At 62.1% G+C, this 25667-nt stretch carries 24 protein-coding genes and 1 tRNA gene; 11 read left to right on the top strand and 14 right to left on the bottom strand.

Annotated features, from left to right (window positions below; all coding sequences use genetic code 11):
* The first annotated feature begins 107 nt into the window (after positions 1 to 107).
* Positions 108 to 512, top strand: coding sequence for a hypothetical protein (locus ACWPVA_RS19395; protein ID WP_454289225.1), 405 nt, complete (start codon positions 108 to 110; stop codon positions 510 to 512).
* A 40-nt stretch (positions 513 to 552) separates the two neighbouring features.
* Here the strand turns inward: ACWPVA_RS19395 and cobT are convergent, their stop codons facing one another.
* The 3 genes from cobT to ACWPVA_RS19380 form a co-directional block, all read right to left on the bottom strand.
* Complete coding sequence (cobT, locus tag ACWPVA_RS19390) at positions 553 to 2454, bottom strand: cobaltochelatase subunit CobT (protein WP_454289224.1); 1902 nt, start codon at positions 2452 to 2454, stop codon at positions 553 to 555.
* A 13-nt stretch (positions 2455 to 2467) separates the two neighbouring features.
* Positions 2468 to 3460: a cobaltochelatase subunit CobS gene (gene cobS / locus ACWPVA_RS19385; RefSeq protein WP_454289223.1), complete on the bottom strand. Its 993-nt coding sequence runs from the start codon at positions 3458 to 3460 to the stop codon at positions 2468 to 2470.
* A gap of 64 nt (positions 3461 to 3524) precedes the next feature.
* Positions 3525 to 4145: a J domain-containing protein gene (locus tag ACWPVA_RS19380; RefSeq protein WP_454289222.1), complete on the bottom strand. Its 621-nt coding sequence runs from the start codon at positions 4143 to 4145 to the stop codon at positions 3525 to 3527.
* Between the two features lie 104 nt (positions 4146 to 4249).
* On the opposite strand from ACWPVA_RS19380, the gene ACWPVA_RS19375 reads away from it, so the two are divergent.
* A complete protein-coding gene (locus tag ACWPVA_RS19375; RefSeq protein WP_454289221.1) occupies positions 4250 to 4531 on the top strand; it encodes a BolA family protein in 282 nt (93 codons plus the stop codon).
* An 82-nt stretch (positions 4532 to 4613) separates the two neighbouring features.
* Here ACWPVA_RS19375 and ACWPVA_RS19370 read toward each other — a convergent pair whose 3' ends face one another.
* Genes ACWPVA_RS19370 through ACWPVA_RS19360 form a run of 3 tightly spaced genes read right to left on the bottom strand, consistent with a single transcriptional unit; the run spans position 4614 to position 7631 of the window.
* Positions 4614 to 5921 carry an HlyC/CorC family transporter gene (locus ACWPVA_RS19370; RefSeq protein WP_454289220.1) on the bottom strand — a complete coding sequence of 436 codons (1308 nt, stop codon included), beginning with the start codon at positions 5919 to 5921 and terminating at the stop codon, positions 4614 to 4616.
* The gene (gene aroB / locus ACWPVA_RS19365; RefSeq protein WP_454289219.1) at positions 5918 to 7045 is read right to left on the bottom strand and encodes a 3-dehydroquinate synthase; all 1128 of its coding nucleotides are present in this window, start codon (positions 7043 to 7045) and stop codon (positions 5918 to 5920) included. The genes ACWPVA_RS19370 and aroB overlap by 4 nt, the downstream gene beginning before the upstream one ends.
* Entirely contained in the window at positions 7032 to 7631 is a 600-nt protein-coding gene (locus tag ACWPVA_RS19360; RefSeq protein ID WP_454289218.1) for a shikimate kinase, read from the bottom strand. Before ACWPVA_RS19360 ends, aroB begins: the two co-directional genes overlap by 14 nt.
* Before the next feature lie 149 nt (positions 7632 to 7780).
* On the opposite strand from ACWPVA_RS19360, the gene ACWPVA_RS19355 reads away from it, so the two are divergent.
* From ACWPVA_RS19355 to ACWPVA_RS19335, 5 genes are all read left to right on the top strand, one after another.
* Positions 7781 to 7945 carry a hypothetical protein gene (locus tag ACWPVA_RS19355; protein WP_454289217.1) on the top strand — a complete coding sequence of 55 codons (165 nt, stop codon included), beginning with the start codon at positions 7781 to 7783 and terminating at the stop codon, positions 7943 to 7945.
* Positions 7946 to 8003: 58 nt separating this feature from the next.
* Positions 8004 to 8906, top strand: a complete 903-nt coding sequence (locus tag ACWPVA_RS19350) for a site-specific tyrosine recombinase XerD (RefSeq protein WP_454289649.1) — start codon at positions 8004 to 8006, stop codon at positions 8904 to 8906.
* Positions 8907 to 8969: 63 nt separating this feature from the next.
* Positions 8970 to 9923 carry an acetyl-CoA carboxylase carboxyltransferase subunit alpha gene (locus tag ACWPVA_RS19345; protein WP_454289216.1) on the top strand — a complete coding sequence of 318 codons (954 nt, stop codon included), beginning with the start codon at positions 8970 to 8972 and terminating at the stop codon, positions 9921 to 9923.
* A gap of 171 nt (positions 9924 to 10094) precedes the next feature.
* Positions 10095 to 11378 (top strand): L,D-transpeptidase family protein, encoded by a 1284-nt coding sequence (locus ACWPVA_RS19340; RefSeq protein WP_454289215.1) that lies wholly within the window; start codon positions 10095 to 10097, stop codon positions 11376 to 11378.
* Positions 11375 to 11602 (top strand): sulfurtransferase TusA family protein, encoded by a 228-nt coding sequence (locus ACWPVA_RS19335; protein ID WP_454289214.1) that lies wholly within the window; start codon positions 11375 to 11377, stop codon positions 11600 to 11602. Before ACWPVA_RS19340 ends, ACWPVA_RS19335 begins: the two co-directional genes overlap by 4 nt.
* 12 nt (positions 11603 to 11614) lie before the next feature.
* Here the strand turns inward: ACWPVA_RS19335 and ACWPVA_RS19330 are convergent, their stop codons facing one another.
* Together ACWPVA_RS19330 and ACWPVA_RS19325 are read right to left on the bottom strand one after the other, a co-directional pair.
* Positions 11615 to 12814, bottom strand: coding sequence for a CobW family GTP-binding protein (locus ACWPVA_RS19330; RefSeq protein ID WP_454289213.1), 1200 nt, complete (start codon positions 12812 to 12814; stop codon positions 11615 to 11617).
* Positions 12815 to 12828: 14 nt separating this feature from the next.
* Complete coding sequence (locus ACWPVA_RS19325) at positions 12829 to 13923, bottom strand: D-alanyl-D-alanine carboxypeptidase family protein (RefSeq protein WP_454289648.1); 1095 nt, start codon at positions 13921 to 13923, stop codon at positions 12829 to 12831.
* A gap of 178 nt (positions 13924 to 14101) precedes the next feature.
* Here ACWPVA_RS19325 and ACWPVA_RS19320 point away from each other — a divergent pair, with 178 nt between their 5' ends.
* Both ACWPVA_RS19320 and ACWPVA_RS19315 read left to right on the top strand, forming a co-directional pair.
* Positions 14102 to 15265, top strand: coding sequence for a M20 aminoacylase family protein (locus ACWPVA_RS19320; RefSeq protein ID WP_454289212.1), 1164 nt, complete (start codon positions 14102 to 14104; stop codon positions 15263 to 15265).
* Positions 15266 to 15408: 143 nt separating this feature from the next.
* Positions 15409 to 15485 (top strand) — tRNA-Arg (locus tag ACWPVA_RS19315).
* 426 nt (positions 15486 to 15911) lie between these two features.
* Here ACWPVA_RS19315 and ACWPVA_RS19310 read toward each other — a convergent pair.
* On the bottom strand, positions 15912 to 16424 hold the full coding sequence (locus tag ACWPVA_RS19310) for a YciE/YciF ferroxidase family protein (protein ID WP_454289211.1): 513 nt from the start codon (positions 16422 to 16424) through the stop codon (positions 15912 to 15914).
* Positions 16425 to 16530: 106 nt separating this feature from the next.
* Complete coding sequence (locus ACWPVA_RS19305) at positions 16531 to 18405, bottom strand: heavy metal translocating P-type ATPase (protein ID WP_454289210.1); 1875 nt, start codon at positions 18403 to 18405, stop codon at positions 16531 to 16533.
* Positions 18406 to 18519: 114 nt separating this feature from the next.
* Between ACWPVA_RS19305 and dxr the strand changes: the two genes are divergently transcribed.
* Positions 18520 to 19713, top strand: coding sequence for a 1-deoxy-D-xylulose-5-phosphate reductoisomerase (gene dxr / locus ACWPVA_RS19300; RefSeq protein WP_454289209.1), 1194 nt, complete (start codon positions 18520 to 18522; stop codon positions 19711 to 19713).
* Positions 19714 to 19758: 45 nt separating this feature from the next.
* Here dxr and hemA read toward each other — a convergent pair whose 3' ends face one another.
* The 4 genes from hemA to ACWPVA_RS19280 form a co-directional block, all read right to left on the bottom strand.
* Positions 19759 to 20973: a 5-aminolevulinate synthase gene (gene hemA, locus ACWPVA_RS19295; RefSeq protein ID WP_454289208.1), complete on the bottom strand. Its 1215-nt coding sequence runs from the start codon at positions 20971 to 20973 to the stop codon at positions 19759 to 19761.
* Between the two features lie 221 nt (positions 20974 to 21194).
* Positions 21195 to 21995, bottom strand: coding sequence for an FAD binding domain-containing protein (locus ACWPVA_RS19290; RefSeq protein ID WP_454289207.1), 801 nt, complete (start codon positions 21993 to 21995; stop codon positions 21195 to 21197).
* A gap of 13 nt (positions 21996 to 22008) precedes the next feature.
* Positions 22009 to 24357 carry a xanthine dehydrogenase family protein molybdopterin-binding subunit gene (locus ACWPVA_RS19285; protein ID WP_454289206.1) on the bottom strand — a complete coding sequence of 783 codons (2349 nt, stop codon included), beginning with the start codon at positions 24355 to 24357 and terminating at the stop codon, positions 22009 to 22011.
* A 112-nt stretch (positions 24358 to 24469) separates the two neighbouring features.
* Complete coding sequence (locus tag ACWPVA_RS19280) at positions 24470 to 24958, bottom strand: (2Fe-2S)-binding protein (RefSeq protein ID WP_454289205.1); 489 nt, start codon at positions 24956 to 24958, stop codon at positions 24470 to 24472.
* 304 nt (positions 24959 to 25262) lie between these two features.
* Here ACWPVA_RS19280 and ACWPVA_RS19275 point away from each other — a divergent pair, with 304 nt between their 5' ends.
* On the top strand, positions 25263 to 25523 hold the full coding sequence (locus ACWPVA_RS19275; RefSeq protein WP_454289204.1) for a YMGG-like glycine zipper-containing protein: 261 nt from the start codon (positions 25263 to 25265) through the stop codon (positions 25521 to 25523).
* Positions 25524 to 25667 lie beyond the last annotated feature (144 nt).

The following is a 25667-nucleotide window of genomic DNA, read 5'->3' as shown; positions in this document are numbered from 1 at the left end:
CGCATCGCTCGCCGGTGGCAAGGTCTCGGCTGGTCCAACCACAAGTCAGGCACAAGCTAGGCGTGCAAGAATTCTGCCATTTCCTTGAAAGGTATTGAGGGGCCCGCATGATCTCCATTTCGAACGACACGCAATACTCCACGCCGTCGATGCGTACCGGCCGGATGATCGACGCACGCGTTGGCGGTTTTTCTCAAGCGCTGCTGTCCTACGATGGCGGCTCGACCTTCTCGCTTGAGGACGAGAACAGCGTGTCCTACGACACGACCATCGACGAGGAAGAGCGCACGGACGCCAAGGACCTGCTCGCGGAATTCTCCAAATGGGCGCGCATGGACGCAGCCGAGATGATCCGCGCCAAATATCTTGAGGACAAGGGGCTGACCGAGAAATCTCTGGCGGCGATGGATCCCGTAGCCCGTAAGGCCATCGAGGAGGAAATCGCCGAGCGCATCAAGAACCAGTTGGGCATAGACAAGGGTGCGACCTCCGGCGAGGTGGCGGAGCTTTGACCAGGCCAGCGCCGAAGTCTGACGCCGCCAGATCCGCTCGTTAGCTGGCGCGGCGCCCGCGGCCGCCGCGCTTGCCGGTGGTCTGCTGGTCTTCAAACAGCGCCGCGAGCTGTTCGGTCATCGCGCCTGCCAGTTCGTCGGCATCGACGATCGTCACGGCCTTGCGATAGTAACGTGTCACGTCGTGGCCGATGCCGATCGCCAGAAGTTCGACCGGCGAGCGCGTCTCGATTTGTTCGATCACGGCGCGCAAGTGCCGTTCGAGGTAATTGCCCGGATTGACCGACAGCGTCGAATCGTCGACCGGCGCGCCATCGGAGATCATCATCAGGATTTTGCGCTGCTCGGAGCGGGCCATCAGGCGGCCATGCGCCCACATCAGCGCCTCGCCGTCGATGTTTTCCTTGAGCAGGCCTTCGCGCATCATCAGGCCGAGATTGCGGCGCGACCGGCGCCAGGGCGCGTCAGCCGACTTGTAGATGATGTGGCGCAGGTCGTTGAGGCGGCCGGGCGTGGGCGGCTTGCCGCCGGCCAGCCACTTCTCTCTGGACTGGCCACCCTTCCAAGCCTTGGTGGTGAAGCCGAGGATCTCGACCTTGACGCCGCAACGCTCCAACGTGCGGGCGAGGATATCGGCGCAGGTGGCGGCGACCGTGATCGGCCGGCCGCGCATGGAGCCGGAATTGTCGATGACCAGCGTTACCACCGTGTCGCGGAACTTGGTGTCCTTCTCCTTCTTGAAGGAGAGCGGCTGCATCGGATCGATCACCAGGCGCGTGAGGCGTGCAGGGTCGAGGTAGCCTTCTTCCAGGTCGAATTCCCAGGACCGGTTCTGCTGCGCCATCAGGCGGCGCTGCATGCGGTTGGCGAGGCGCCCGACGGCGCCCTGCAAATGGGCAAGCTGCTTATCGAGGAAAGCACGCAGGCGCTCCAGCTCGGCCTCGTCGCAGAGCTCTTCCGCGGTGATGATCTCGTCGAATTCCTGCGTGAAGATCTTGTAGTCGACCTTCTCGTTGAAGTCGTCGAATGGGCTCGCCGGACGGCGCATCTCGCCGGGCGTCTCGCTATCGTCCTCGCCCTCTTCCATCATGTCGTCGTCGGAGATCTCGGCGCCGTCCATCTCGCCGTCGTCCATCTGCTCCTGCGAGGCTTCGCTCTCCTCGGCGGGGGCCTGTTCGGAACCGGCCTCCTCCTCGGCACTCTCCTGGTCTTCCTCGTTGGAGCGCGGCTGGTCCTCCTCGCTCGTGCTCTCCTCTTCGCTCTCTTCGGTATCGTCACCGACGTCCTCGGCCATCTCCATAGAAGAGAGCATATGGCGGATCACGCGGGCGAAGGCCTGCTGATCGTTGATCGCAGACGGCAGGCCATCGAGATCGGTACCGGCCTTCTCCTCGATGAAGGGTCGCCAAAGGTCGAGAACCTTGCCGGCCGATTCCGGCGGCTTCTCGCCGGTCAGCTTCTCGCGCACCAGCATGGCAACGGCCTCTTGGATCGGCGCGTCTTCCTGGCGGTTGATGCCGGAGAAATTGGCCTTGGCGTATTTCTCAGCGTTCATCGCGCTGATGTTGTCGCCCATGCCGCTCATCCTGAGCGCGCCAATCGATTCGACACGTGCCTGCTCGACCGCATCGAAGACCATTCGCGCATCTTGGCCCTGCGGGGCCATGGCCGTATGGATCTTCTGGTCGTGGCAGGCGAGGCGCAGCGCCATGGAATTGCCGAGCCCCCGCGTCACCGCAAGCTCATGCGCCGTCGGCTTTTTCGACAGTTCGGGCAGGCGCACGCGCTCGCCGGCAAGGCCGGGGCGCTCATTGGCAAACACCACCTCAACGTCGGCGCTGCCCGCCACCGAGCGCACGCAGCCGGTGATCGCCCGCCGAAGCGGTTCGACATCGGCCCCGACCCCGGGTTTCGCTCTCGTATTGTCGCCGCGACCTGCCATGGTGATTGCCCTCTCAGGCGCTCAGCACGATATTGGCGGCACTTTCCTTCAGCTCAACGCCGAAGGCCCGCTGATACTGCTCGGCCACCAGCGTGCGCTCGAGCTCGTCACACTTGTTGAGGAAGGTGACGCGGAAGGCGAATGCGACATCACCGAAGATCTCGGCATTTTCCGCCCAGGTGATGACGGTCCGCGGGCTCATCACGGTCGACAGGTCGCCGTTAACGAAGGCCGAGCGCGTCAGGTCGGCAAGCCGGACCATGCGCGAAACGGTATCGCGACCCTGCTCGGTCTTGTTGAAGCTCTTGACCTTGGCGAGCACGATGTCGACTTCCTTCTCGTGCGGCAGGTAGTTCAACGTCGTGACGATCGACCAGCGGTCCATCTGCGCCTGGTTGATCTGTTGCGTGCCGTGATAGAGACCGGTGGTATCGCCAAGACCGACCGTGTTGGCGGTGGCGAACAGGCGAAAGGCCGGGTGAGGACGGATAACGCGGCTCTGGTCCAAGAGCGTCAGGCGGCCGGAGGATTCCAGCACGCGCTGGATGACGAACATCACATCCGGGCGGCCGGCATCATATTCGTCGAAGACGAGCGCGACATTGTGCTGGTAGGCCCAGGGCAGGATCCCGTCCTTGAATTCTGTGATCTGCTTGCCGTCCTTGAGAACGATCGCGTCCTTGCCGACGAGGTCGATACGGCTGACATGGCTGTCGAGGTTGACGCGCACGCATGGCCAATTGAGACGGGCGGCGACCTGCTCGATATGAGTTGACTTGCCAGTGCCGTGGAAGCCGGAGACCATGACGCGGCGATTGTGGGCAAAGCCGGCCAGGATGGCGAGCGTGGTATCCCGGTCGAACAGATAGTCTGAATCGAGATCGGGCACGTAGGCGTCACCCTTGGAATAGGCCGGGACGCGCAAATCGCTGTCGATGCCGAAAACCTCACGCACCGACACGGTTGTGTCGGGGAGATTGGAAATATCCAGTTCAATTTTGCTCATCGTCTCTCCACGCCGGGCGACACCGACCGGCCTTCCAAATATAGCGCGCTGCAGGCACCAGCGATTAACAGAAACCTGCCTGCTTTAACAATTGATACGCCTGAATGACAGCGCGAAAACGCTCTTCCGAGCCCCTGTCTCCGCCATTTGCATCCGGATGGTGTTTTTTTACAAGCTCCTTGTAGCGGCTCTTGATTTCCGGGGCGCTACAATTCGACGCAAGCCCCAGCGTATCAAGTGCCTTGGCCTCCAGGCTCTTCAGCTTTCGGGCCTGTGGCTGCGCGCGGGTACCGCCGCCCTGCTTGACGAAGCCGAAAGGGTCCTTGATGCGGTTCTGGGACGCGGCCGATCCAGATCGCGCCGTCGAATGCAGCGGGCTCGATTTTGCCGCCTTGTTGACACCGACCGTCCAGGTCGGGCGATGGCCAGTGACCGCCTCCTTCTGGTAGCGGGCGATCTCGGTATCGGACAAACCGGAGAAATAATTGTAACCCTTATTGTATTCCTTCACATGCTCGAAGCAGAACAGGAAAAACTGCCCCTCGGCATTGCGGCCGACGGGAGCACGATGAACACCGGGCTTGTCGCAACCGTCCCATTGACAGGTCGGCGCAGTTTTCTCCGCCTCCGGCTCGCGCCGGCGGCGCGTACGGATTCGGTCGAAGTATTTTGAGTCGAGTTTCATCTGCTAATTATGGTACCTCCGGCATTCGACAACAAGAATTGACAAATGGGATTGTTCTGGGCTTTGTGAGGCTTTTGCCGGGGCGGCAAAGCGCGAGGAATGCCATGTCTCTCAGCACCAGAATTGAGGCGAAACTGCGCGAAGCGTTTTCACCGCAACGCCTTTCCGTGATTGATGAAAGCGCCCAGCATGCGGGCCACCAGCCGGGCTTTGCCGGCGCCGAGGGGACACACATGCGCGTACGCATCGTCGCCGAGGCTTTTACCGGCATGACCCGCTTGGCACGGCACCGAGCGATTACCGAACTGCTACAGCCCGAGCTGGATGAAGGGCTTCATGCGCTGGCAATCGAGCCGGCGGCACCCGGCGAGGAAACCCGCTGGTAGGTCAACCTTCAAGGGCCGGCCTCCGCCTCGCGTCCGATAGCAGGCGAAACCATCCTCGCCTCGTTACGCCGAGGCAAGCATCCTAACCCTTCTTTTCGGCTTCTTCGGCGGGACGGATTCGCAGCCTGGTGATCCGGTTCTTCTCCCGCTTCAAGACGATGAAGCGCTTTCCATAAAAGGTGAAGGCCTGGCGCTCCTCGGGGATAGACTGCGACTCGTGGATGACGAGACCGGCGATCGTCGTCGCCTCCTCATCGGGCAGGTTCCAGTCGAGTGCACGGTTCAGGTCACGGATCGGCACGACACCGTCAACGACGATCGAGCCATCCGCCTCCTGTTGAACGCCCTGGATTTCGAGATCGTGTTCGTCGGAAATGTCGCCAACGATCTCCTCGATGATATCCTCGAGCGTCACGAGCCCCTGCACCTCGCCATATTCATCGACCACCACGGCGAAATGCACCTTGTGGCGCAGGAAAGCGGCGAGTTGGTCCTTCAGATTGGTCGTATCCGGAACGAACCAAGGCTTCTGGGCGATCTTGACGATGTCGAGATTGCTCGGCTGAACATTGGGCTCTGCAAGCGCGCGGAGCAGATCCTTGGCGTGGACCACGCCGATGATGTTGTCGGTGGATCCACGCCAGAGAGGCATGCGCGTGAAAGAGCTTTCAAGTACGGTACGGACCGCCACTTCCGGCGGATCGTCGGCATTGACAGCTCGCATGGACGTCCGGTGGATCATGATGTCGGAGACTTCGAGTTCCCCGAGATCGAGTACGCCACCGAGGCGATCCCGGTCCGCCTTGACCACGGAGCCCTCGCGGTGGAGGAGGTCGACGGCGCCGCGCAATTCCTCGTGCGCCGAGAGCATCGGAGCCTCCTTCGACAGTGACAGGCCGAAGATGGCAAGCATGCTGCGGACGATGAGATTGACCAGGCTCGAGAGCGGACCGACGACAACGACGAAGAGGCGGACGAATGGCGCCACGGTCAGCGCGAAGCGGTCGGGCGAGGAAATCGCCCAGCTCTTCGGCAGGACTTCCGCGAAGATCACGAGGACGACGGTCATCACCAGGGTGGCGATCGCCACGCCGGAATCGCCGAACAGGCCAAGGAACAGGCTGGTCGTCAACGACGAGGCAAGGATGTTGACGAGGTTGTTGCCGATCAGCAGCGCGCCGATCAGCCGGTCGCGACGCTCGATCAGCAGACTGACCACGCCTGCCCGCGCGTCACCCTGATTGGACAGGCTGTGCATGCGGGCACGGGATGCCGCCGTCAGAGCGGTTTCCGATCCCGAAAAGAATGCCGATGCCGTGACAAGGGCGACGATCGCAATGATCAGCGGCCAATATTCACCAAGCGCAAAGAGAATGCTGTCCACCGTCATGCCCCCCGCGTCTCTTCCAGGAACGAAAAGACCTCCGAGGCCGGCACGTCGTCGGCGACGAAGGACTGGCCGATACCGCGGGTAAGGATGAACGTGAGCTTTCCGCCCTTGACCTTCTTGTCCTGGCCAATCGTCTCCATCAAGAATTCGGTCGACGGCAATTCGCCCGGGATCTCATCCATCGAGGTCGGCAGGCCGACAGCCTTCAGATGGGCCTCGACGCGGGCGACATCCTCGACGCCGAGCAGGTTGAGGCGATTGGAGAAACGGTGTGCCAACACCATACCGATCGAAACCCCCTCGCCGTGCACCAGTCGCTCGCTGTCGTATTCGGTCGCCGCTTCCAGCGCATGGCCGAACGTATGACCGAGATTGAGCAGCGCCCGACGGCCGTTCTCACGTTCGTCGGCGGCCACCACGTCGGCCTTGGCCTGGCAACTGGCGGCGATCGCCTCGATGCGTGCGCCGCCGCCGGCAAAGACGTCCTGCCAATTGCGCTCGAGCCAGGCGAAGAAGTCCGGCTTGTCGATCAGGCCATATTTGGCAACCTCGGCGTAACCGGCGCGGAACTCGCGCTCGCTCAGCGTATTGAGGACGTCCGTGTCGGCCAGCACCAGATCCGGCTGGTTGAAGATGCCGACAAGATTCTTGCCGTGACGGGTGTTGATGCCGGTCTTGCCGCCGACGGAACTATCGACCTGGGACAGAAGAGAGGTCGGGATCTGCACGAAGCGCACGCCGCGGCGAACGATTCCGGCAGCAAAGCCGGTCAGATCGCCGATGACTCCGCCGCCGAGCGCGATCACGACATCATTGCGTTCGATACGTGCCTCAAGCAGAACGTCGCACACCTTTGTGAGATAATCGAAGCTCTTGGTCTTCTCGCCCGGCGGTAGCGACAGCGACACAGCCTCGATGCCGTCGGTCTGGAGGCTGTCCATCAGCGCATCGAGATAGATCGCGCCGACATTCTCGTCAGTGATGATCGCGGCCCTTCGGCCCTTGATGCGGGTAGAAATTTCGCCGCCGGCGCGACCGATCATGCCCGGGCCGATCAGGATGTCATAGGCGCGATCACCGAGCGGTACATGGACCAGCCGCTCTTCGCTTTCAGTCTTGTTCATGTTTGCTGCCTTTACCCGTGTATTCGAGGATGGCTTCCAACGCTTCCTTGACGATCGTCTCCTTGCGCTCGTCGCGTGACTGGATCGTCAGGTCGGCAAGCGCATAGGTCGGATAGCGCTGGTTCATCAAGTTTTCCAGCGTTTGCCTGGGGTTTTCCGTCTTTAACAGCGGCCGGTGGTCGCGTTTGTTGACCCTCTCCCACAGCACGTCAAGGTCGGCCTTCAACCAAAGCGAAATGCCACCCCGTTCAATCAACCTTCTGGTCTTTTCATTGATGAAGGCACCACCCCCGGTCGAGATAACCCGCGGGCCGCTACGCAACAATCGCTTCATGACGCGGCCCTCCAGCGCCCGAAACTCGTCCTCGCCATAGGCGGCGAACAGTTCACTGATCGTCATGCGCGAGACGCGCTCGATCTCGTTGTCCGTATCGATGAAGGGCAGCCCGAGTTGGTTGGCGGTCATGCGGCCGATCGCCGACTTGCCGGCCCCCATCAGGCCGACGAAGACGAGATTGCGCCGTCCCAGCGCCGCCCGCGCACGTTCGCCCAAAGTCGGGGAAACGGGAAATATGGTTTCGTTCATCGAACTGTTCGCATCCGTTTCCTCACGGTATTGACAAATGAACGCCGAGCGTCAAGCCATACGCTGAATGAATGCGATCGCGCCCCGCTTCGCAAAACCTCCAGCGCACGCCAACAGGCGGCGCCGTTCGCCGCTCTCGGGACCAAACGATGCCCACGCTCTTTCGTTTTATCTTCTTCTGCGCCACAATCGCCGGGATCATCTATCTGGCCATGTGGTCGCTCGTGGTCTTCGTCGAACCGCGCGAGCGCGACGTCACGGTGCGCATTCCCTCCGAGCAGGTCAATCCGCCGGAAGCGGACGCCGGCCAGTAGCCAGAGGAGGTAGATCGTGGCCGACCTGAGCCAGGCCCGCGTCGAGGCCTTCCTGGAAATGATGAGCGCCGAGCGGGGCGCGGCCGCCAATACGCTCTCGTCCTACGAGCGGGACCTCGACGATCTCTTTTCATTCCTCAACCAGCGCAAGGTGAGCCTCGGCTCCGCCGAGAGCCGCGACCTCTCCGCCTATCTCAGTGATCTCGCCAAACGCGGTTTCCAGCCGACCTCGCAGGCGCGACGGCTCTCCACCATGCGCCAGTTCTACAAGTTCCTCTATGCCGAGGGGCTGCGCGTCGACGACCCGACCGCGATCCTGGATTCACCGAAGAAAGCGCGTCCGCTGCCGAAGTTCCTGAGTGTCGATGAGGTCGGCAAGCTGTTGTCCCTCGCCGAGGAAGAAGCGAGCCTTCCCGCCCCCGGCCAGTTCGCACGCCTGCGCCTGCTGGCGCTGATCGAATTGCTTTACGCCACCGGCATGCGGGTGAGCGAGCTTGTCGCACTGCCCGCCAAGGTGCTGACTCAAGAGGGCCGATTTCTCGTGGTTCGCGGAAAGGGCAACAAGGAACGGCTGGTGCCGCTGTCCAGGGCGGCGATTGCAGCACTTGCACGCTACGGCGCAGCAATGGCAGTCGAGCGCGGCGAGCTCGAGCCGAGCCCCTTCCTGTTTCCCGCCGCCAGCAAGGAGGGCTATCTGCCGCGCCAAGTCTTTGCCCGCGACCTCAAGGACCTGGCGATCCGGGCGGGTCTGCCGGCGGCAAGCGTATCGCCCCACGTACTGCGCCATGCCTTCGCCAGCCACCTGCTGGCCAATGGCGCGGACCTTCGCGTGGTGCAGGAACTGCTCGGCCACAGCGACATTTCAACGACACAAATCTATACGCATGTGCTTGACGAACGCCTGCGGGAGCTGGTGCAGACGCATCACCCTCTTGCAAAAAAGGCCAAAAACCTCGATTAGAGCCGTCAACACCGGTGCCAAGCGCCCGAACAGCATAGGGCAAAACGATCGGAAACCGATTTCATGCATAATTATCTCGACTTCGAAAAGCCCATCTCCGACCTCGAAGCAAAGATCCACGAGCTGAAGAAACTCGCGGAGGAGGACGAGAGCATCGACACGTCCGAGGAGATCGGCCGGCTGGAAACCCGCGCCCGCGAGGCGATGGAGGAGATCTATTCCAAGCTCAACGCCTGGCAGAAGACCCAGGTCGCCCGCCATCCGCAGCGCCCGCATTTCGTCGACTATGCGGCCGAGCTTTTCACCGAGTTCACCCCGCTCGCCGGCGACCGCAAGTTCGCCGAGGATGCCGCGATCCAGGCCGGCCTCGCCCGCTTCCGCGGCCAGCCAGTCGCCGTGATCGGCCAGGAAAAGGGCAATGACACCAAATCGCGCCTGAAGCACAATTTCGGCAGCCCACGTCCCGAAGGCTACCGCAAGGCCATCCGCGTCATGGAAATGGCCAACCGCTTCGGGCTGCCGGTCATTACCCTGATCGACACGGCCGGCGCCTATCCGGGTATCGGCGCCGAGGAACGCGGCCAGGCGGAGGCGATCGCCCGCTCGACCGAGATGTGCCTTGGCCTCAAAGTGCCGATGGTCTCGGTGGTGATCGGCGAAGGCGGTTCGGGCGGCGCGATCGCGATCGCCACCGGCAACCGAGTCTATATGCTTGAACATGCCATCTATTCCGTCATCTCCCCGGAAGGCGCGGCTTCCATCCTGTGGCGCGATTCCACGCGTGCCAAGGAAGCGGCGACGAATATGAAAATCACCGCCGAAGACCTGAAAGGCCTCGGTATCATCGACGGAATTATTCCGGAGCCGGTCGGCGGCGCGCATCGCGATCCGCAGACTGTGATCAATGCCGCCGGCGACGTGATCGCCTCGGCACTCGCTGAACTGACGCCCAAGCCGGGTGACCAGCTTCGCTCGGAGCGACGCCAGAAGTTCCTGAGCATCGGCCGCAATCTCTAGGATAGAGGGCTAGACACGTCACAATGCTGCTGTTTTCCCGCGTTATGGCGCTTAATTGTTCGGCCCGAAGGGTGACTTTGGTTTATGATTTGTGAAGAATGTAGTCATATACTGGCAAGGTCCGCTTTTTGACGAAAGCCGTTCCGTCCTGTTCGAGATGAGCCCTTAGCGATGCGCTGGAAATCGACCGCTCTTGCCCTGACCTTCGCTGCTGCCCTTGCGGGCTGCAATGACACGTTGGACAGCTTCGACCCAGCGTCCGTGTCAAACAAGGTCGAACATCCGCTGCCCTCGAAGATCCTGGCCGAGATGAAGGCCAAGGGCATGGATCGCAACTCGCCGATCGCCATCCGCATCCTCAAGGAAGAGGGCGTGCTGGAGATCTGGAAGGCGAAGACCAACGGACGCTTCGACAAGATCAAGGAATACGAGATCTGTGCATGGTCAGGCCGGCTCGGCCCGAAGGTTAAGGAAGGCGACCGGCAGGCGCCGGAGGGTTTCTATCCGCTCTCGCCCCACCACCTGAACCCCAATTCCAAATATTACCTGGCCATCAATACCGGATATCCGAATCGCTTCGACCAGGCGAACGGCCGCAACGGCACCAATCTGATGATCCACGGCGCCTGCTCGTCGTCTGGCTGCTATTCGATGACGGACGCGCAGATCCTTGAGATATATGCCTTTGCCCGCGACGCATTCAAGGGCGGCCAGCAGACTATCCAGTTGCAGGCATTTCCCTTCCGCATGACTGCGGAGAACATGGCGCGCCACCGCCACAGCTCGCATTATCCGTTCTGGGAAATGCTGAAGGTCGGCTACGACAATTTCGAAGTTACCAAACGGCCACCGGAAGTGGCGTTCTGCGACAGAAAATACGTCTTCAACCAAAAGCCGGCAGACGGCAGCCCTTTGAACGCGGCCGCGGCCTGCCCGCCGATGTCCACCCCGCCTGCTCTTCAGGCAGCGCTCGCCTCCTACAATTCGGCCTATTCCAAGGACTATGCCAAGGCGCTGAAGAAGTTCGACGGCAAGATCTGGTATGATCCGACTGAAGCCGAGCGTAAGGCACTCGTCGCCAACCAGCGCAAGAGCCATGATCTGGCCTACGCTCCGACGGGCTCTGCGCTGAAGGCCGGCAAGCTTCTGAAGATCGAGGACGTGGCGAACCAGTCCAGACCGGACGCGACCGCGGCGATCGAACGCCTCGCGGTGCAACAGTCAGGCGCTCAAGCCGCACCGGCAACGGCAGGCGCTCAGACGACAGCCGCTGCACCGGCAGCTCCGCCGACGGCCGCGCCTGCGCCAACCGTTGCCGCAAACGCCCCGGCAGTATCAGCCGGCCAGGCGGCGGCGGTGCCCGTGCCGCAGCCGAACCCGCTGGCAGCACCGGCGCCAGTCCAGGCCGCCGAGACCAAGAAGAAGCCCTTCTGGAAGATCTGGCAGTCGCAATGAGCGACGGCACCTTCTACGACCTCAAGGGGCTGAAGTGTCCCTTGCCGGTCCTGAAGACGCGCCGCAGGTTGGCCGGCATGCAGCGCGGCGACGAGTTGAGCATCGAGACAACCGACCCGCTGGCGGTGATCGACGTTCCGCATTTCTGCACCGAGGACGGACACGCGCTCATCGAGACGGTGAAACTTGAAGGCGGGCACCGTTTTCGCATTCGCAAGGGCTGAATGCCCTTTCTTTCAGATTGTCATGCCGGGAATGGCAAGCGGATTGTCCTCGATCGCCGCACGGTCTGGCCGGTCGACCTGCGGCCGTCCAGTAAACGCATCGAAAAGCTCGCGAACATAGCTTTCGTCGAGGTCGCGGGTAATCAGCACCAGACGGGTCCGACGATCCGAGGGGTCCGGCCAGGCGGCAAGCCGGACTGGTGGATGGAAAATCGACTGCACCCCATGCAGCACCAGTGGCCGGTCGGGGCGATCGGTCAGCGCCACAATGGCCTTCATCCGAAGCAGCTTGTCACCCTGGCTTGAGCGGAGGATGTCGATGAACATCTCGAGCGCCATGGGCGCGATCGGCTGGTCGTGGACGATGGAGTACGAGCGGATCCGCTCGTCGTGCCGGTTCACATCGTGATGATGGTGATCTGAGTGGTCATGAGTATGATCCTGACTCTCTTGACCGCAGATCGCGCAAGGCACTCCGTCCGCGTGGTCGTGGTGGCCGTGTCCATGCGGTGAGTGATGATGGCCGCGATCGGCACGCGCCTCGTCCTTCAGCCAGCGGTCGACATCGGGGATCTTTCCCGTCGCATCATAGAGGCCGTTGGCAAGCACAATAGCGCTTCCCGCCTCCGGTGTGTCGCCGTCGGTGACGACGGCCCGCGGGTTGAGCGCGTGCAACCGGTCAAGCAACTCGACAGCGACCGCTGGGTCAGCGAGCGTCGCCTTGCTGAGGATCAGCCGGTCGGCGACCGCCACCTGGCGAACGGCCTCCGGATAGGTGTCGAGCGTCGACAGCCCGTGGACCATGTCAACTACGGTGATGACCCCGTCGAGATCGAAAGACTGGGCGAGCGCCGGATGACCGATGACCGACTGCATGACCGGGGCGGGATCGGCAAGGCCAGTGGTCTCGATGACGACACGCGACAACGGCTTCAGCTTGCCGGTCTGCATGCCGTCGACCAATTCCGCCAGCGTATCGACAAGCTCGCCGCGCACAGTGCAGCAGAGGCAGCCGTCGGCCAGTTCAACGATCGAATCGTTCGAGGCCTCGACCAGCATGTGATCGATGCCGACCTCGCCGAACTCATTGATGATCACTGCCGCATCCTTCATCGCCGGATCCTTGAGGATGCGATTGAGCAGTGTCGACTTGCCCGCCCCCAGAAAGCCGGTGATGATCGACACGGGGATCCGGCCGTAGGTATCGGACATGGCTTGCTCCGGAATCAGAATGTCGGGCGCGGCTTTGGAATCGGTACGTTGGCGATCACGCCAGCGGCTCCATTCTGCTTCTTGGGCTGTGGCTCCGTTCCCGGAATAAGGCCCGCGAAGACCGCCCTTGGCGGGCGGTCCATTTCGTGGATGTAAGGCGAAAGCATCTTCATCCGCCCCGCCTCGTCGCGGCCTTCGCTGCGCACCTTGCGCGCCTGTGGATTGCAGATCTCGGCGCTGATGTCAGTGACGGTATCGCGGCCTGGACCATAGGGGGCGAGACTGCCAAGATGCAGACCGGCGCCCTTCGGAGCGGTCAAAGCCTTTTGCAGCAGTTCCGCCGACATATCGGCCCGCCCGCCAAGGCTGTCGGCACCAAGCACCACGGATACCACGGTTCGGCCGTTGCGGGTGGCCGAAGATACCTGGTTAAAGCCGGAGGCACAGATATAGCCGGTCTTCATGCCGTCGGCGCCGTCGAAGCGACCGATCAGCAAATTGTAGTTGGGATAAACCTTCTTGCCCGTGGTAACGCCTTCGAGTGCGAAAAATCCGGCATATTCCGGAAACTCGCGGCGCAAGGTGACAGAGAGCACGGCAAGGTCGCGCGCTGTCGTGTATTGTCCCTTGCCCGGCAGGCCGTTCGGATTGACGAAGCGCGAAGAGGTCATCCCGAGCGCCTGCGCGTCGGCATTCATCCGGGCGATGAAATTGTCGAGCGTACCGCCGACACGCTCGGCAATCGCCACAGCGACGTCATTGGCGGACTTGACGATCAGGAGCTTCAGCGCGCTATCGAGCGTCATCTGCGACCCCGGCGCGTAGTACATCTTGCTCGCCGGTTGCGCCGCCGCCTTCTCGCTCATGACGACGACGCTCGTCAGCGACAGCTCGCCGGCACGAATGGCCTTGAAGGTCGTGTAGGCAGTCATCAGCTTGGTGAGCGAGGCAGGATACCATTTGCGGAAGGCTTCCTCGTGGGCGATCACCTGTCCGCTATTGACGTCAACGACAATCTGCGGATTGGCAAGAGCCAGACCCGGCAGGCAAGCGGCGATAGCGCAAACAAGCGCCGTGAGACGGCGTGTGTAGCGCGAGCGCTGAGGCATGCTGGAAGTGTTCGACGGCACGATGAATACCCCTTTGATGCGAACCTGTCTCGCAAAGGCCAGATAATTGGCCTATGTGTGAAAGCAATGGCAAGACCCATTGAATACGTCAATCTCAAGGCGCACATTCTGCGCCGCCTCTCAAAAGATAGCAGAAATAGACGAGCAGGACAGCAAGATGCCGATATTGAACCGCGCCGCCGAACTCCAGGCGGAGGTCAGCGAATGGCGCCGCCATCTCCATGCGAATCCCGAGATTCTCTACGATGTAGAGAACACCGCTGCCTTCGTTTCCGCCAAGCTGGCAGAGTTCGGCGTTGACGAAATCGTGAACGGAATTGGCCGGACCGGCGTCGTCGGAGTGATCAAGGGACGGGGCACCAACACCCGCGCTATCGGTCTGCGCGCCGACATGGATGCATTGCCGCTGGAGGAGATCAGCGGCAAACCATGGGCGTCACAGGTTCCAGGCCGCATGCATGCCTGCGGTCATGACGGACACACGGCAATGCTGCTCGGCGCCGCCCAGCACTTGGCCCAGACGCGCAATTTCAACGGCCGTGTCATCGTGATCTTCCAGCCGGCCGAAGAAGGCGGCGCCGGTGCGCTGGCCATGGTCCAGGACGGACTGATGGAGCGGTTTGCCATTGAGGAAGTCTACGGCATGCACAACATGCCGGGCCAGCCGGTCGGCACGTTTTCGATCCGCAAGGGCGGCATCATGGCCGCGCCCGACAAGTTCTTCATCACGGTCAAGGGACGCGGCGGGCACGCTGCCGAACCGCACAAGGCCGTCGACCCGATCGCCATCGGCGCGCAGATCGTCACCAACCTGCAGCTTATCGCTTCGCGAAACGCCAATCCGTTGCGTTCCGTGGTCGTCTCCGTCACGCGCTTCAACGCCGGCACGACCCATAACATCATCCCGGAAGAGGCCTTGCTCGCCGGCACGGTCCGCTCGCTCGACGAAACCGTGCGCGATCTGGCCGAAACCCGCATCCGCGAGATTGCTCGGGGGATCGCGAACGCCAACGGCGCAGAGGCCGACGTGGTCTATGAGCGCGCCTGCCCCGTCACCGTCAACCACCCGGCCGAGACGGAGCACGCCGCGCGCGCGGCGATGGACATCGTCGGCAAGGATCAGGTGAACACCGAGGTCGATCCCTCCATGGCCGGCGAAGACTTCGCCTTCATGCTGCAGGCCCGCCCCGGCGCCTATATCATGATCGGCCACGGCGACACGCCCGGCCTGCATAATCCCGCCTACGACTTCAATGACGATATCCTGTCTTACGGAATCTCCTATTGGGTGAGGCTGGCGGAACAGCGACTGACGGATTGAGAAAAGGGTTGTCCCGCAACCGCAGGAGTCGCGACCGGCGCAAGCGGCCCCCGGCACGGAATGCAGAGTCAGGCCTTCGTCCTTGCCCCTTCAGCAAAAAGGCTTGGCTTCATGGTCCGGCTTTTGTATGGAGTTCAGTCAGTGGTCCCGTAGCTCAGCAGGATAGAGCACCAGATTCCTAATCTGGGGGTCACGCGTTCGAATCGCGTCGGGATCACCATACGGCTCCTGATCGGCTTAGGGACTCGACGGGGGTCGACCCAGCGATCAGACTACCAGCCCAGACACGTCGACAAGACCGGTGCCGCAAGTGGGCATGGCACCGGATCGGCAGCATAACTAGTAGGCAGCATGATTAGAAGGACGCGGTTGTGGCCACCGCACCTCCGGTGCTTGTGGCGCGTTTTTTGAATGCGGCTAGTCCTCCGCCAGCCTCTCCGGCGAGCCGCAGGCGAAAGCCGAAGGAGCGCCAGTAGATTGGTTTCGCAGGGTGCGCCTAATCAGAATTAGGGCTGACGAATGGGGCATGCAGCTATCCCAAGGTCGATCAGTGGATTGGACAAAAAAAGGAGCCCTGAGAGCCCCTTTTTCATGCCGCGACAACGTCGCTCGCGGGCCAGGACTTTCCTGGCCCGACTTTCCGGCATCAGGCCGCCTTGGCAGACTTGGCGTCCATGGCGGCCGTGTTGACTGCGCTCTCGGCAAGCTTGGACAGAGCGACATCGGTCTTCGTTTCTTCCGCGAGGGTTTCGTCAAGCAGCTTCACTGCATCCTTCAGGCCGAGCTGCTTCGCCCAGGCGCTGAGGGTGCCGTAACGGCTGATCTCATAATGCTCGACAGCCTGAGCGGCGGCGAGCAGGCCGGCATCGAGAGCGGGGGCGCCCTTGAAATCTTCCATGATCTCCTCGCCCTCCTCGATGATGCCGTCGATCGCCGGGCAGGTCTTCGCGCGTGGACGCTTGCCGATGATCTCGAACACCTGCTGCAGGCGCTCGATCTGGCCTTCTGTCTCTTCCTTGTGCTTTTCGAAAGCGGTCTTCAGCTTAGGGTCCTGGGCGCCACGGGCCATCTTCGGCAGGGTCTTCAGGATCTTGCGCTCGGCATAGTAGATGTCCTTGAGCGTCTCGTAGAAAAGGTCGTCTAGAGTCTTCTGTGCCATGGGGTGTCTCCTGGTTGGGATCGGAATTCACGCCCAATCAACACGACTCCCCGCGACTTTGTTCCGGCTGACCGCGGCAATCGGCGAAAAACTCAAGTCCTCTCTCTCACTCCTCGCGCTTGGCGCGAATCTCTGCCGGTACGCTGAGCGCCCGCAGCGCATTGAGAATCACTGCCACGTCGATCACCTCCTGGAGCAGAGCACCTTGGACCGGCGGAAGATAGCCGAACGCGGCCGCTACCATCGCAAGCAGCGAGAGAGACAGTCCGGCGAAAACGCTTTGGAGGGCGATGTGCCGGGTGCGTTGCGCAACCAGGAGGGCGGCGGGCAAGCGGGCCAGGTGGTCGACTAGGAGCACGACGTCCGCCGATTCGGATGATGCTGCGGCGCCTCTGGCCCCCATGGCTACACCGACGTCAGCCACCGCCAATGCCGGTGCGTCGTTGACCCCATCGCCGATCATCATCACCGAGGCCTTGCGGCGCTCGGCGATCACCACGTCCACCTTCTCGGCGGGCAGAAGATCTCCAATCGCCTCATCGACGCCGAGAGACAAGCCCGCCGCGCGGACGGCATCGGCGTGATCGCCCGAGGCCAGCACAAAGCGGGTGACGCCAGCGGCGCGGAAGGAATCGATCGTCGAATGCGCATCGTCGCGTATCTGGTCGGAGAGCAGGATGATGCCAGCGACGATGCCGTCTATCCCGACGGCGACCACCGCTGTTCCCGGCGGCAGGTCTCCGCCGAGGGCGTAAGGGTTGCCCGACGAACACCTGCTCCGTACGAAATCGCTGCCGCCAACCACCAGCGATCGGCCATTGATCTTTCCCTCGACGCCGGACCCCGGCGTTTCGACGATGTCGGTCGGCGACGAAAGCGCCATACCGCGCTCGCGCGCTGACTGGACGAGGGCCTCGGCGCTGACATGGTTGGAGGCCTGATCGAGCGAAGCGGCGAGCCGCAGCATTTCCTCCGGATCGATCCCGTCGCTGGTGCGGATCTCGACCACGCCGGCTTCGCCGCTGGTCATGGTCCCCGTCTTGTCGAGCACGGCCGTGCGCACCCGCGCAAGCCTCTCCAGTGCACCGCCGCTTTTGATCAGGACGCCAAGCGACGCAGCACGTGACATGCCGGAAATGATCGCAACCGGCACGGCCAGGATGAGCGGACAGGGCGTGGCGACCACGAGCACGGCCAGCGCCCGCAAGGGATCACCACTCACCCACCAGGCAGCGCCCGCGATCAGCACCGTCAGAGCCAAGAACCACAGCGCATAGCGATCCGCCAGCCGCACCATTGGCGCCTTGCTCTGTTGTGCCTGCTCGACGAGCCGGACGATCCCGGCATAGGTACTGTCGGCAGCCGTGCGTATCACGTCGAGATCGAAGGCGGCGCCGATCGACGTGCCGCCGCTCGGCATGTCGTTACCGGCGAAGAAACGCGCCGGCATGGCTTCACCGGTCAAGGCGGACATGTCGATGTCGGCGCGGCCGCCGACCAGGCGACCATCGACCGGCACAACCTCACCACGACGGACCAAGATCCGCTCGCCCGGCATCAGCGTCTCGATCGGGACTTCCTCCAGTCCTTCGCGCGCGTAGCGCATGGCGGTACGGGCCGTGCGGCCGAGCAGCGCGGTCATTTCGCGTCGTGCGCGCCCCTCGGCGAAATTCTCGAGCTGTTGGCCACCGGCATACATCAGCGCGACGATATTGCCGGCCAGCGGCTCGCCGAAGGCAAGTGCTGCCCCCATGGACAGCCCGGCGATGACGTCGAGGCCGAATCGTCCCTGCATCAGCGACAGGACGATCTCGACCAGGAGCGCCGAGAGAACGAGTGCCGTGCCGAAGGACCAAAGTCCGGATGCCCAATCCTGATGCGTGGTGAAATAGGCAATGCCGCCGCCGGCCAAGGTTACCAGCGCCACAAGAGCCAGAAAGGGCTGGCCATAACGGCGCAAGTTCCAAACGAGACCTCGCATCGACAACCTCCGGACTGCGAATACGCGCGACGGGCCGCCGGATCGGAAGCTTGCCGCTTTCAGCAATCCCTTGTAGACGCAATTGCAGATGAAGCAATCTTCCGGACAGCAAGAATGACCCTCGCCAAACAACAGCCGCGCCGCCTGACGATTCTCGGCTCGACCGGCTCGATCGGCGTCAACACGCTGGACGTGGTCAATCAGTTGGGCGGGCGCGATGCCTTCGAGATCGGCGCCTTGACCGGTAACGGCAATATTGAACTCCTTGCGGAGCAGGCCCGCACAATGGGCGCGAAACTCGCCGTCACCGCCGACGAAAGCCAGTATATGACGCTCAAGGACGCACTCGCCGGCAGCGGCGTCGACGTGGCCGCCGGACGCTCAGGGCTCAAGGAGGCGGCAAGCCTGGATGCCGACTGGGTCATGGCCGCCATCGTTGGCACGGCGGGCCTCGGCCCCACGCTGACCGCGGCTGCGCGGGGCGCCGACATTGCGCTCGCCAACAAGGAATGCCTGGTCTCGGCAGGCGAATTGTTCATCCAGGCGGTGAAAACAGGCGGCGGACGACTGATTCCTGTCGATAGCGAGCATAGCGCGATCTTCCAATGCCTCGACACCAGCCAGCGGCCAGCGCTGGAGCGGATCATCCTCACGGCGTCCGGCGGTCCTTTTCGCACCTATACGCGCGAGCAGATGGCAGGCGTAACCGTCGCAACGGCGAGGACCCACCCGAACTGGTCGATGGGCCTGAAGATCTCGGTCGGCAGCGCCTCCATGTTCAACAAGGCGCTGGAAATGATCGAGGCAAGACACCTCTTCGACATCACGCCGGAACAGATCGAGGTGATCGTGCACCCGCAGTCGATCATACATTCCATGGTCGGCTACAGCGATGGCTCGGTGATTGCCCAGCTCGGCCCGCCGGACATGCGTACCGCGATCGGCTATGCATTGACCTATCCGAAACGGCCGAGGCTCAATGCCGAGCGGCTCGACTTCGCCAGACTGGCCCGGCTCGACTTCGAGGCACCGGACGAGACCCGCTTCCCAGCGCTCAGGCTTGCCCGCACGGCGCTCACCCGCGGTGGCCTGCAAGGCGCAATCATGAATGCCGCCGAGGAGACGGCCTTCGACGCCTTCGTCGAGGAGAAGATCGGTTTCCTCGACATGGCCGATATCGTCGAGGTGACGATGGAGCGGCTCATCGATTGTGGAGCAGCAAGCTCCATCGACGACGTCTTCGCTACCGATGCCGAGGCGCGTCGGGTTGCCGCTTCGATCATCTCGACGCACGAAAAAACCGCCTGACCAGCAGGCGGTTCATTCAATTCACAAATCGGGACTGCCGTTCGCTCAGGCGACGGCACGGGCCAGCGCGCAACGCGACCACAGCTGGTGCAATGCGCCGACGAGATGGTCCATATCGCCATCCGAATGCAGCGGCGTCGGCGTGATGCGCAGACGCTCGGTCTTCTTCGGCACGGTCGGATAATTGATCGGCTGGACGTAGATGCCGAAATTGTCGAGCAGCAGGTCGGAGAGCCATTTGCACTTGGAGGCATCGCCAACCATGACCGGGACGATGTGGCTCGGATTCGGCATATGCGGAATGCCGCGGGCATCGAGCATCGAGCGCAGACGCCGCACGCGCTCCTGATGGGCGAAGCGCTCCAACTGGCTGGTCTTCAGGTGCCGGATCGATGCAACCGCGCCGGCAGCCAGTGCCGGCGGCAGGGCCGTGGTGAAGATGAAGCCGGACGCGAAGGAGCGGATGAAATCGCATAGTGCGGTCGAGCCGGTGATATAGCCGCCCATCACGCCAAAGGCCTTGCCAAGCGTGCCTTCGATTACCGTCAGGCGATCCATAAGCCCCTCGCGCTCGGCGATGCCGCCACCATGGGCGCCATACATGCCGACGGCGTGCACTTCGTCGAGATAGGTCATCGCGCCGTATTTGTCGGCGAGATCACAGATTTCCTTGATCGGCGCAATGTCGCCGTCCATCGAATAGACAGATTCGAAAGCAATCATTTTCGGCGCCTTCGGATCGGCGGCCGCCAGCTTGGCTTCGAGGTCCTTGACATCGTTGTGCTTCCAGATGACCCGCTCGCACTTCGAATAGCGAATGCCTTCGATCATCGAAGCATGGTTCAGCGCGTCGGAGAAGATGATCAGGCCGGGGATCTTCTGGCCGAGCGTGCCGAGCGCCGCCCAGTTGGAAACATAACCAGAAGTGAAGATCAGCGCCGACTCCTTGCCGTGCAGATCGGCGAGTTCGCGCTCGAGAAGGACGTGATAGTGATTGGTGCCAGAGATGTTCCGGGTGCCACCGGCACCCGCTCCACAGTGGTCGATGGCGTTCTTCATCGCTTCGATCACGCCAGCATTCTGGCCCATGCCGAGATAGTCGTTGGAACACCAGACGGTGACGTCCTGAGTGCCGTTTTCGGTATAGCGCGTCGCTCGGGGGAAACTGCCCCTCTGTCGCTCAAGATCGGCGAAAACCCGGTACCGGCCCTCTTCGTGAAGACCTTCCAGTTCGCCCTTGAAAAACGCCTCGAAATCCATTTCCCAACTCCAGTCTGTTCAGCCCTTTTTGAGATCCAACGCGCGTTCGGTCAACCCCGGCACTGTAAATTCATTCTAAACTGCGACAATTGGCGCAATCTTGGAATTCTTCCAACCATTTGCTAGCCGATCGGGCCGCAAGCAAACTTGATCTGCGTCAAGCTACGGAAAAAAGGACGGCCGCAGCCGCCCTTCTCCGGTATGGCGATTCTCCGCTCCTCTCAGGAGGCGGAGACGGCCCGCTTCGCCATCACTTTCACCAGATTCGCGCGGTACTCCGCAGTCGCATGCAGATCGGCCATCAGATCGGTCGGATCGATGGATACACCCGCCAGTGCGTCCGCGGACCAGTTGCCGGCAAGGCCGGCTTCAAGACCTTCGTGGCGGAACACACCGCTCGAGCCCGCCCCGGTCACGGCCACTCGAACGCCAGCCGGCCCCTTCGAGACGAACACCCCGGTCATCGCAAATCGCGAGGCCGGATTGGCGAACTTGGCATAGCCTGCCCGCTCCGGCGCAGTGAAACGCACGGCGGTGACGATCTCGTTCTCCTCCAGTGCGGTTTCGAACAGGCTGACGAAGAAATCGTCCGCCATGATCTGCCGGCGATCGGTAACGATGGTCGCGCCTAGCCCAAGGAGGGCAGCCGGATAGTCGGCGGCCGGATCATTGTTGGCGATCGATCCGCCGATTGTTCCCAGATGTCGGACATGCGGATCGCCGATAAGCGATGCGAGATGGCAGACCGCCGGGCAGACCGCGCGGATCAGGCTCGATCCGGCGACTTCGGCATGGGTGACACCCGCGCCGATTGTCACCATCCGGCCATCGACTGCAATTCCCTTGAGCGAGGGGATATGCCTCAAGTCAATGAGGTCGGAGGGTTGCGCCAGACGCTGTTTGAGGGTGGCGACCAAGGTCTGGCCGCCCGCCACGAACTTGCCGTCGGAGGCACCCGAAAGCAGGCTTCCGGCCTCCTCGACCGAGGAGGCACGATGATAGCTGGTCGAATAGAGAAACATGCTTCGTCCTCCCTTACTCGGCTGCCTGCAATGCCGACCAGACGGCAAGCGGGGTTGCAGGCATGTTGAGGTTGTTGGTGCCGATGGCATCGGTGATGGCATTGATCAAGGCCGGCGGAGAGCCGATGGCCCCCGCCTCGCCGCAGCCCTTGATGCCGAGCGGGTTGCCTGGGCAGGGCGTATTCTGGTGCGACAGGCTGAACGACGGCAGATCGTCGGCCCGCGGCATGGCATAGTCCATGTAGCTTGCCGTGAGCAACTGGCCGGTGGTCGAGTCATAGCGCACACCCTCCAGCAGAGCCTGGCCCACGCCCTGGGCGATGCCGCCATGCACCTGCCCCTCGACGATCATCGGATTGATGATATTGCCGAAGTCGTCGGCGGCGACGAACTGCACGATCGTCGTCTTGCCGGTTTCCGGATCGACCTCGACCTCGGCGATGTAACAGCCGGCCGGGAAGGTGAAGTTGGACGGATCGTAAAACGCGCCCTCCTTCAGGCCCGGCTCCATCCCGCTAGGCAGGTTGTGGGCGGTGTAAGCGGCAAGCGCCACCTGGAACCACGGGAGCGATTTGTCCGTACCGGCGACCTTCAGTTCGCCGTTCTCGATGACGATGTCACTCTCGTCCGCTTCCATCAGGTGGGCGGCGATCTTCTTCGCCTTGGCCTCGACCTTGTCGAGCGCCTTGACGATCGCCGACATGCCGACGGCGCCTGAGCGAGAACCATATGTGCCCATGCCCATCTGCACCTTGTCGGTGTCGCCGTGGACGATCGAGACATTGTCGATCGGCACACCAAGACGTTCGCAGACAAGCTGGGCAAAGGTCGTCTCATGGCCCTGGCCGTGGCTATGCGAACCGGTCAGAACTTCGACCGTTCCCACCGCATTGACCCGGACCTCGGCCGATTCCCACAGGCCGACGCCGGCGCCGAGCGAACCGACCGCAGCCGACGGCGCAATGCCGCAGGCTTCAATGTAGCAGCTCATGCCGATGCCGCGCTTCATGCCGCGGCCGGCCGCCTCCGCCTTGCGAGCCGGGAAGCCGTTCCAGTCGGCCGCATCCATCGCCGCCTCGAGCGAGGCCTCATAATTGCCGGCGTCGTAGTTCATGATGACGGGCGTCTGGTAGGGGAAGGTCCGGATGAAGTTCTGCCGGCGCAGTTCTGCCGGAGAGACGCCCAATTCCCGTGCCGCCGTTTCCATGGTGCGCTCGAGAAGGTAGGTCGCTTCCGGACGCCCGGCCCCGCGATAGGCATCGACCGGCACCGTGTTGGTATAGACGGTTCGGACATTGCAGTGGATTGCCGGGATCGCGTACTGCCCCGAGAGCAGTGTCGCGTAGAGATAGGTCGGCACCGACGAGGAGAAGAGCGACATGTAGGCGCCGAGATTGGCGATCGTGTCGACCTTCAGCCCGATGACATTGTTGTCCTTGTCGAAGGCCATCTTTACCTTCGACACATGGTCACGGCCATGGGCGTCAGTGAGGAAGGCCTCGGTCCGGTCGGACGTCCACTTGACCGGCACGCCGGTCTTCTTGGAGGCCCACAGGCAGACGATCTCTTCCGGATAGATGTAGATCTTCGAGCCGAAGCCGCCACCGACGTCGGGCGCGATGACGCGCAGCTTGTTTTCCGGTGCAACATTGTAGAAGGCGCTCATGACGAGGCGCGCCACATGCGGGTTCTGCGAAGTCGTGTAGCAGGTATAGTGATCTTCGGCCGAGTCGTAGATGCCGAGCGTGGCGCGCGGCTCCATCGGATTGGGTGAGAGCCGGTTGTTGTGGATCTCGATCTCGGTGACGTGGGCGGCCGAGGCGATCGCCCGGTCAGCAGCGGCGCTGTCGCCGATTTCCCAATCGAAGATCAGATTGCCCGGCGCTTCCGGATGAATCTGGGGCGCTCCGGGTTCGAGCGCCGTGACTGCCTCAGTCACCACCGGCAGTTCATCGTAGTCGACAACCACAGCTTCAGCTGCGTCGCAAGCCTCTCCATAGGTATCGGCGACAACGATGGCCACCGCATCTCCAACATAGCGAACCGTGTCGACCGCGAGCGGGCGCCAGCCGCCCATCTTCATCGGAGTACCGTCCTTGGAATGGACCATCCAGCCGCAAATAAGGTTACCGATGCCATCTGCCAGCAACTGCTTGCCGTCCAGCACGTCGATGACGCCCGGCATTGCCTTGGCCGCTGAAGCGTCTACGTTTTTGATCTTGGCATGCGCATAAGGCGAACGCACAAAAGAGGCAAATTTCATACCCGGGACGACCATGTCGTCCGTATACCGGCCCTTGCCGGTCAGGAAGCGCTTGTCTTCCTTGCGCGTGACACGCGCCCCGATTCCTTCAACACCCATTTTAATCTCCTCCAGAGAAACAGGATTTAGGCAATTGGCACTGGGCAGTAGGATAGGCCGTGACGCGGCACCGATGGCCGACAGCATGCCTATTGGCTACTTGCCTATTGCCTCACTCGGCAGCCTGGCGCCCGCCATGCATCTCTGCATTGGCGGAAAGCACGGCCTTGACGATGTTGTGGTAACCGGTGCAACGACAGATATTGCCTTCCAGCTCATGGCGCACTGTCACCTCGTCGAGGTTTCCACCATGACGGTTGATCATGTCGACCGCGGTCATGACCATGCCGGGCGTGCAGAAGCCACATTGCAGGCCGTGATGTTCCTTGAAGGCCGCCTGGACAGGGTGCAGCTCGCCGTTGCTTGCCAGCCCCTCGATCGTGGTGATCGCCGAGCCCGAAGCCTGGACCGCCAGGATCGAACAGCTTTTTACCGACTTGCCGTCCATGTGCACGACGCAGGAACCGCACTGGGTCGTGTCGCAACCGATATGGGTTCCGGTCAGTCCGAGCTTCTCGCGAATGAAATGGACGAGCAAGGTGCGGTCTTCGCACTCGCCACTCACCGACCGGCCGTTCACCGTCAGCGTTACTTTTGCCATATTGTTCCTCCTCGTGTCTCTCCCGGACACGGCGCCTATCATTTGTCTTTTTCCTCGACCGATCAACAGGCAGAGTGCAACCAAATCGCATTTTTATATTTCGCGCCGCAACATAAGATTGGCTTTTACTGCGAGACAGCACACACTGTTTAGTGGAGCCGCGCATTCGACTTTCTATTTCGTGGACTTTCGCGAAATGGGGGCTATTCTGGAGCCGCGACCGCCAAGAGAAGGCGCCTGAAGGCGTCGAGGCGGGGAAGTCATGTACCGGCCGAGCCGGATGCGTAAACAGTGGAGAAGAATCATGAAGAAAGCTCTTATGCTAGCTTTGATCGGCTTGTCGGTCGCAGGCTGCACCCAGACCGAAAAGGGCGCCGGCATCGGCGCCGTATCGGGTGCCATCATCGGCGGCGCCATCACCGGCGACGTCCGCGGTGCGGCGGTCGGTGCGGCAATCGGTGGCGTATCGGGCGCCGTGATCGGCAGTGTCGCCGACCAGCCCGGCCAGTGCTACTACCGCGACCGCTACGGTCGCCGTTACATCGACGATTGCCCGCGCCGCTAGTAATTCGACTGAATGCGAGATCCCGGCGGCTTCGCCGGGATCTCCATTTGCGTGCACTTTCTAAAATAGTTATCTTTTTCAGCGAACTTGCGATTAAACTCGCCCTGCTCCCGGAAACGCGGGCAAGACGAACTGACCGCAACG

It is taken from the genome of Rhizobium arsenicireducens (genome assembly GCF_964021225.1).
This window is presented reverse-complemented; position numbering and strand designations above follow the sequence as displayed.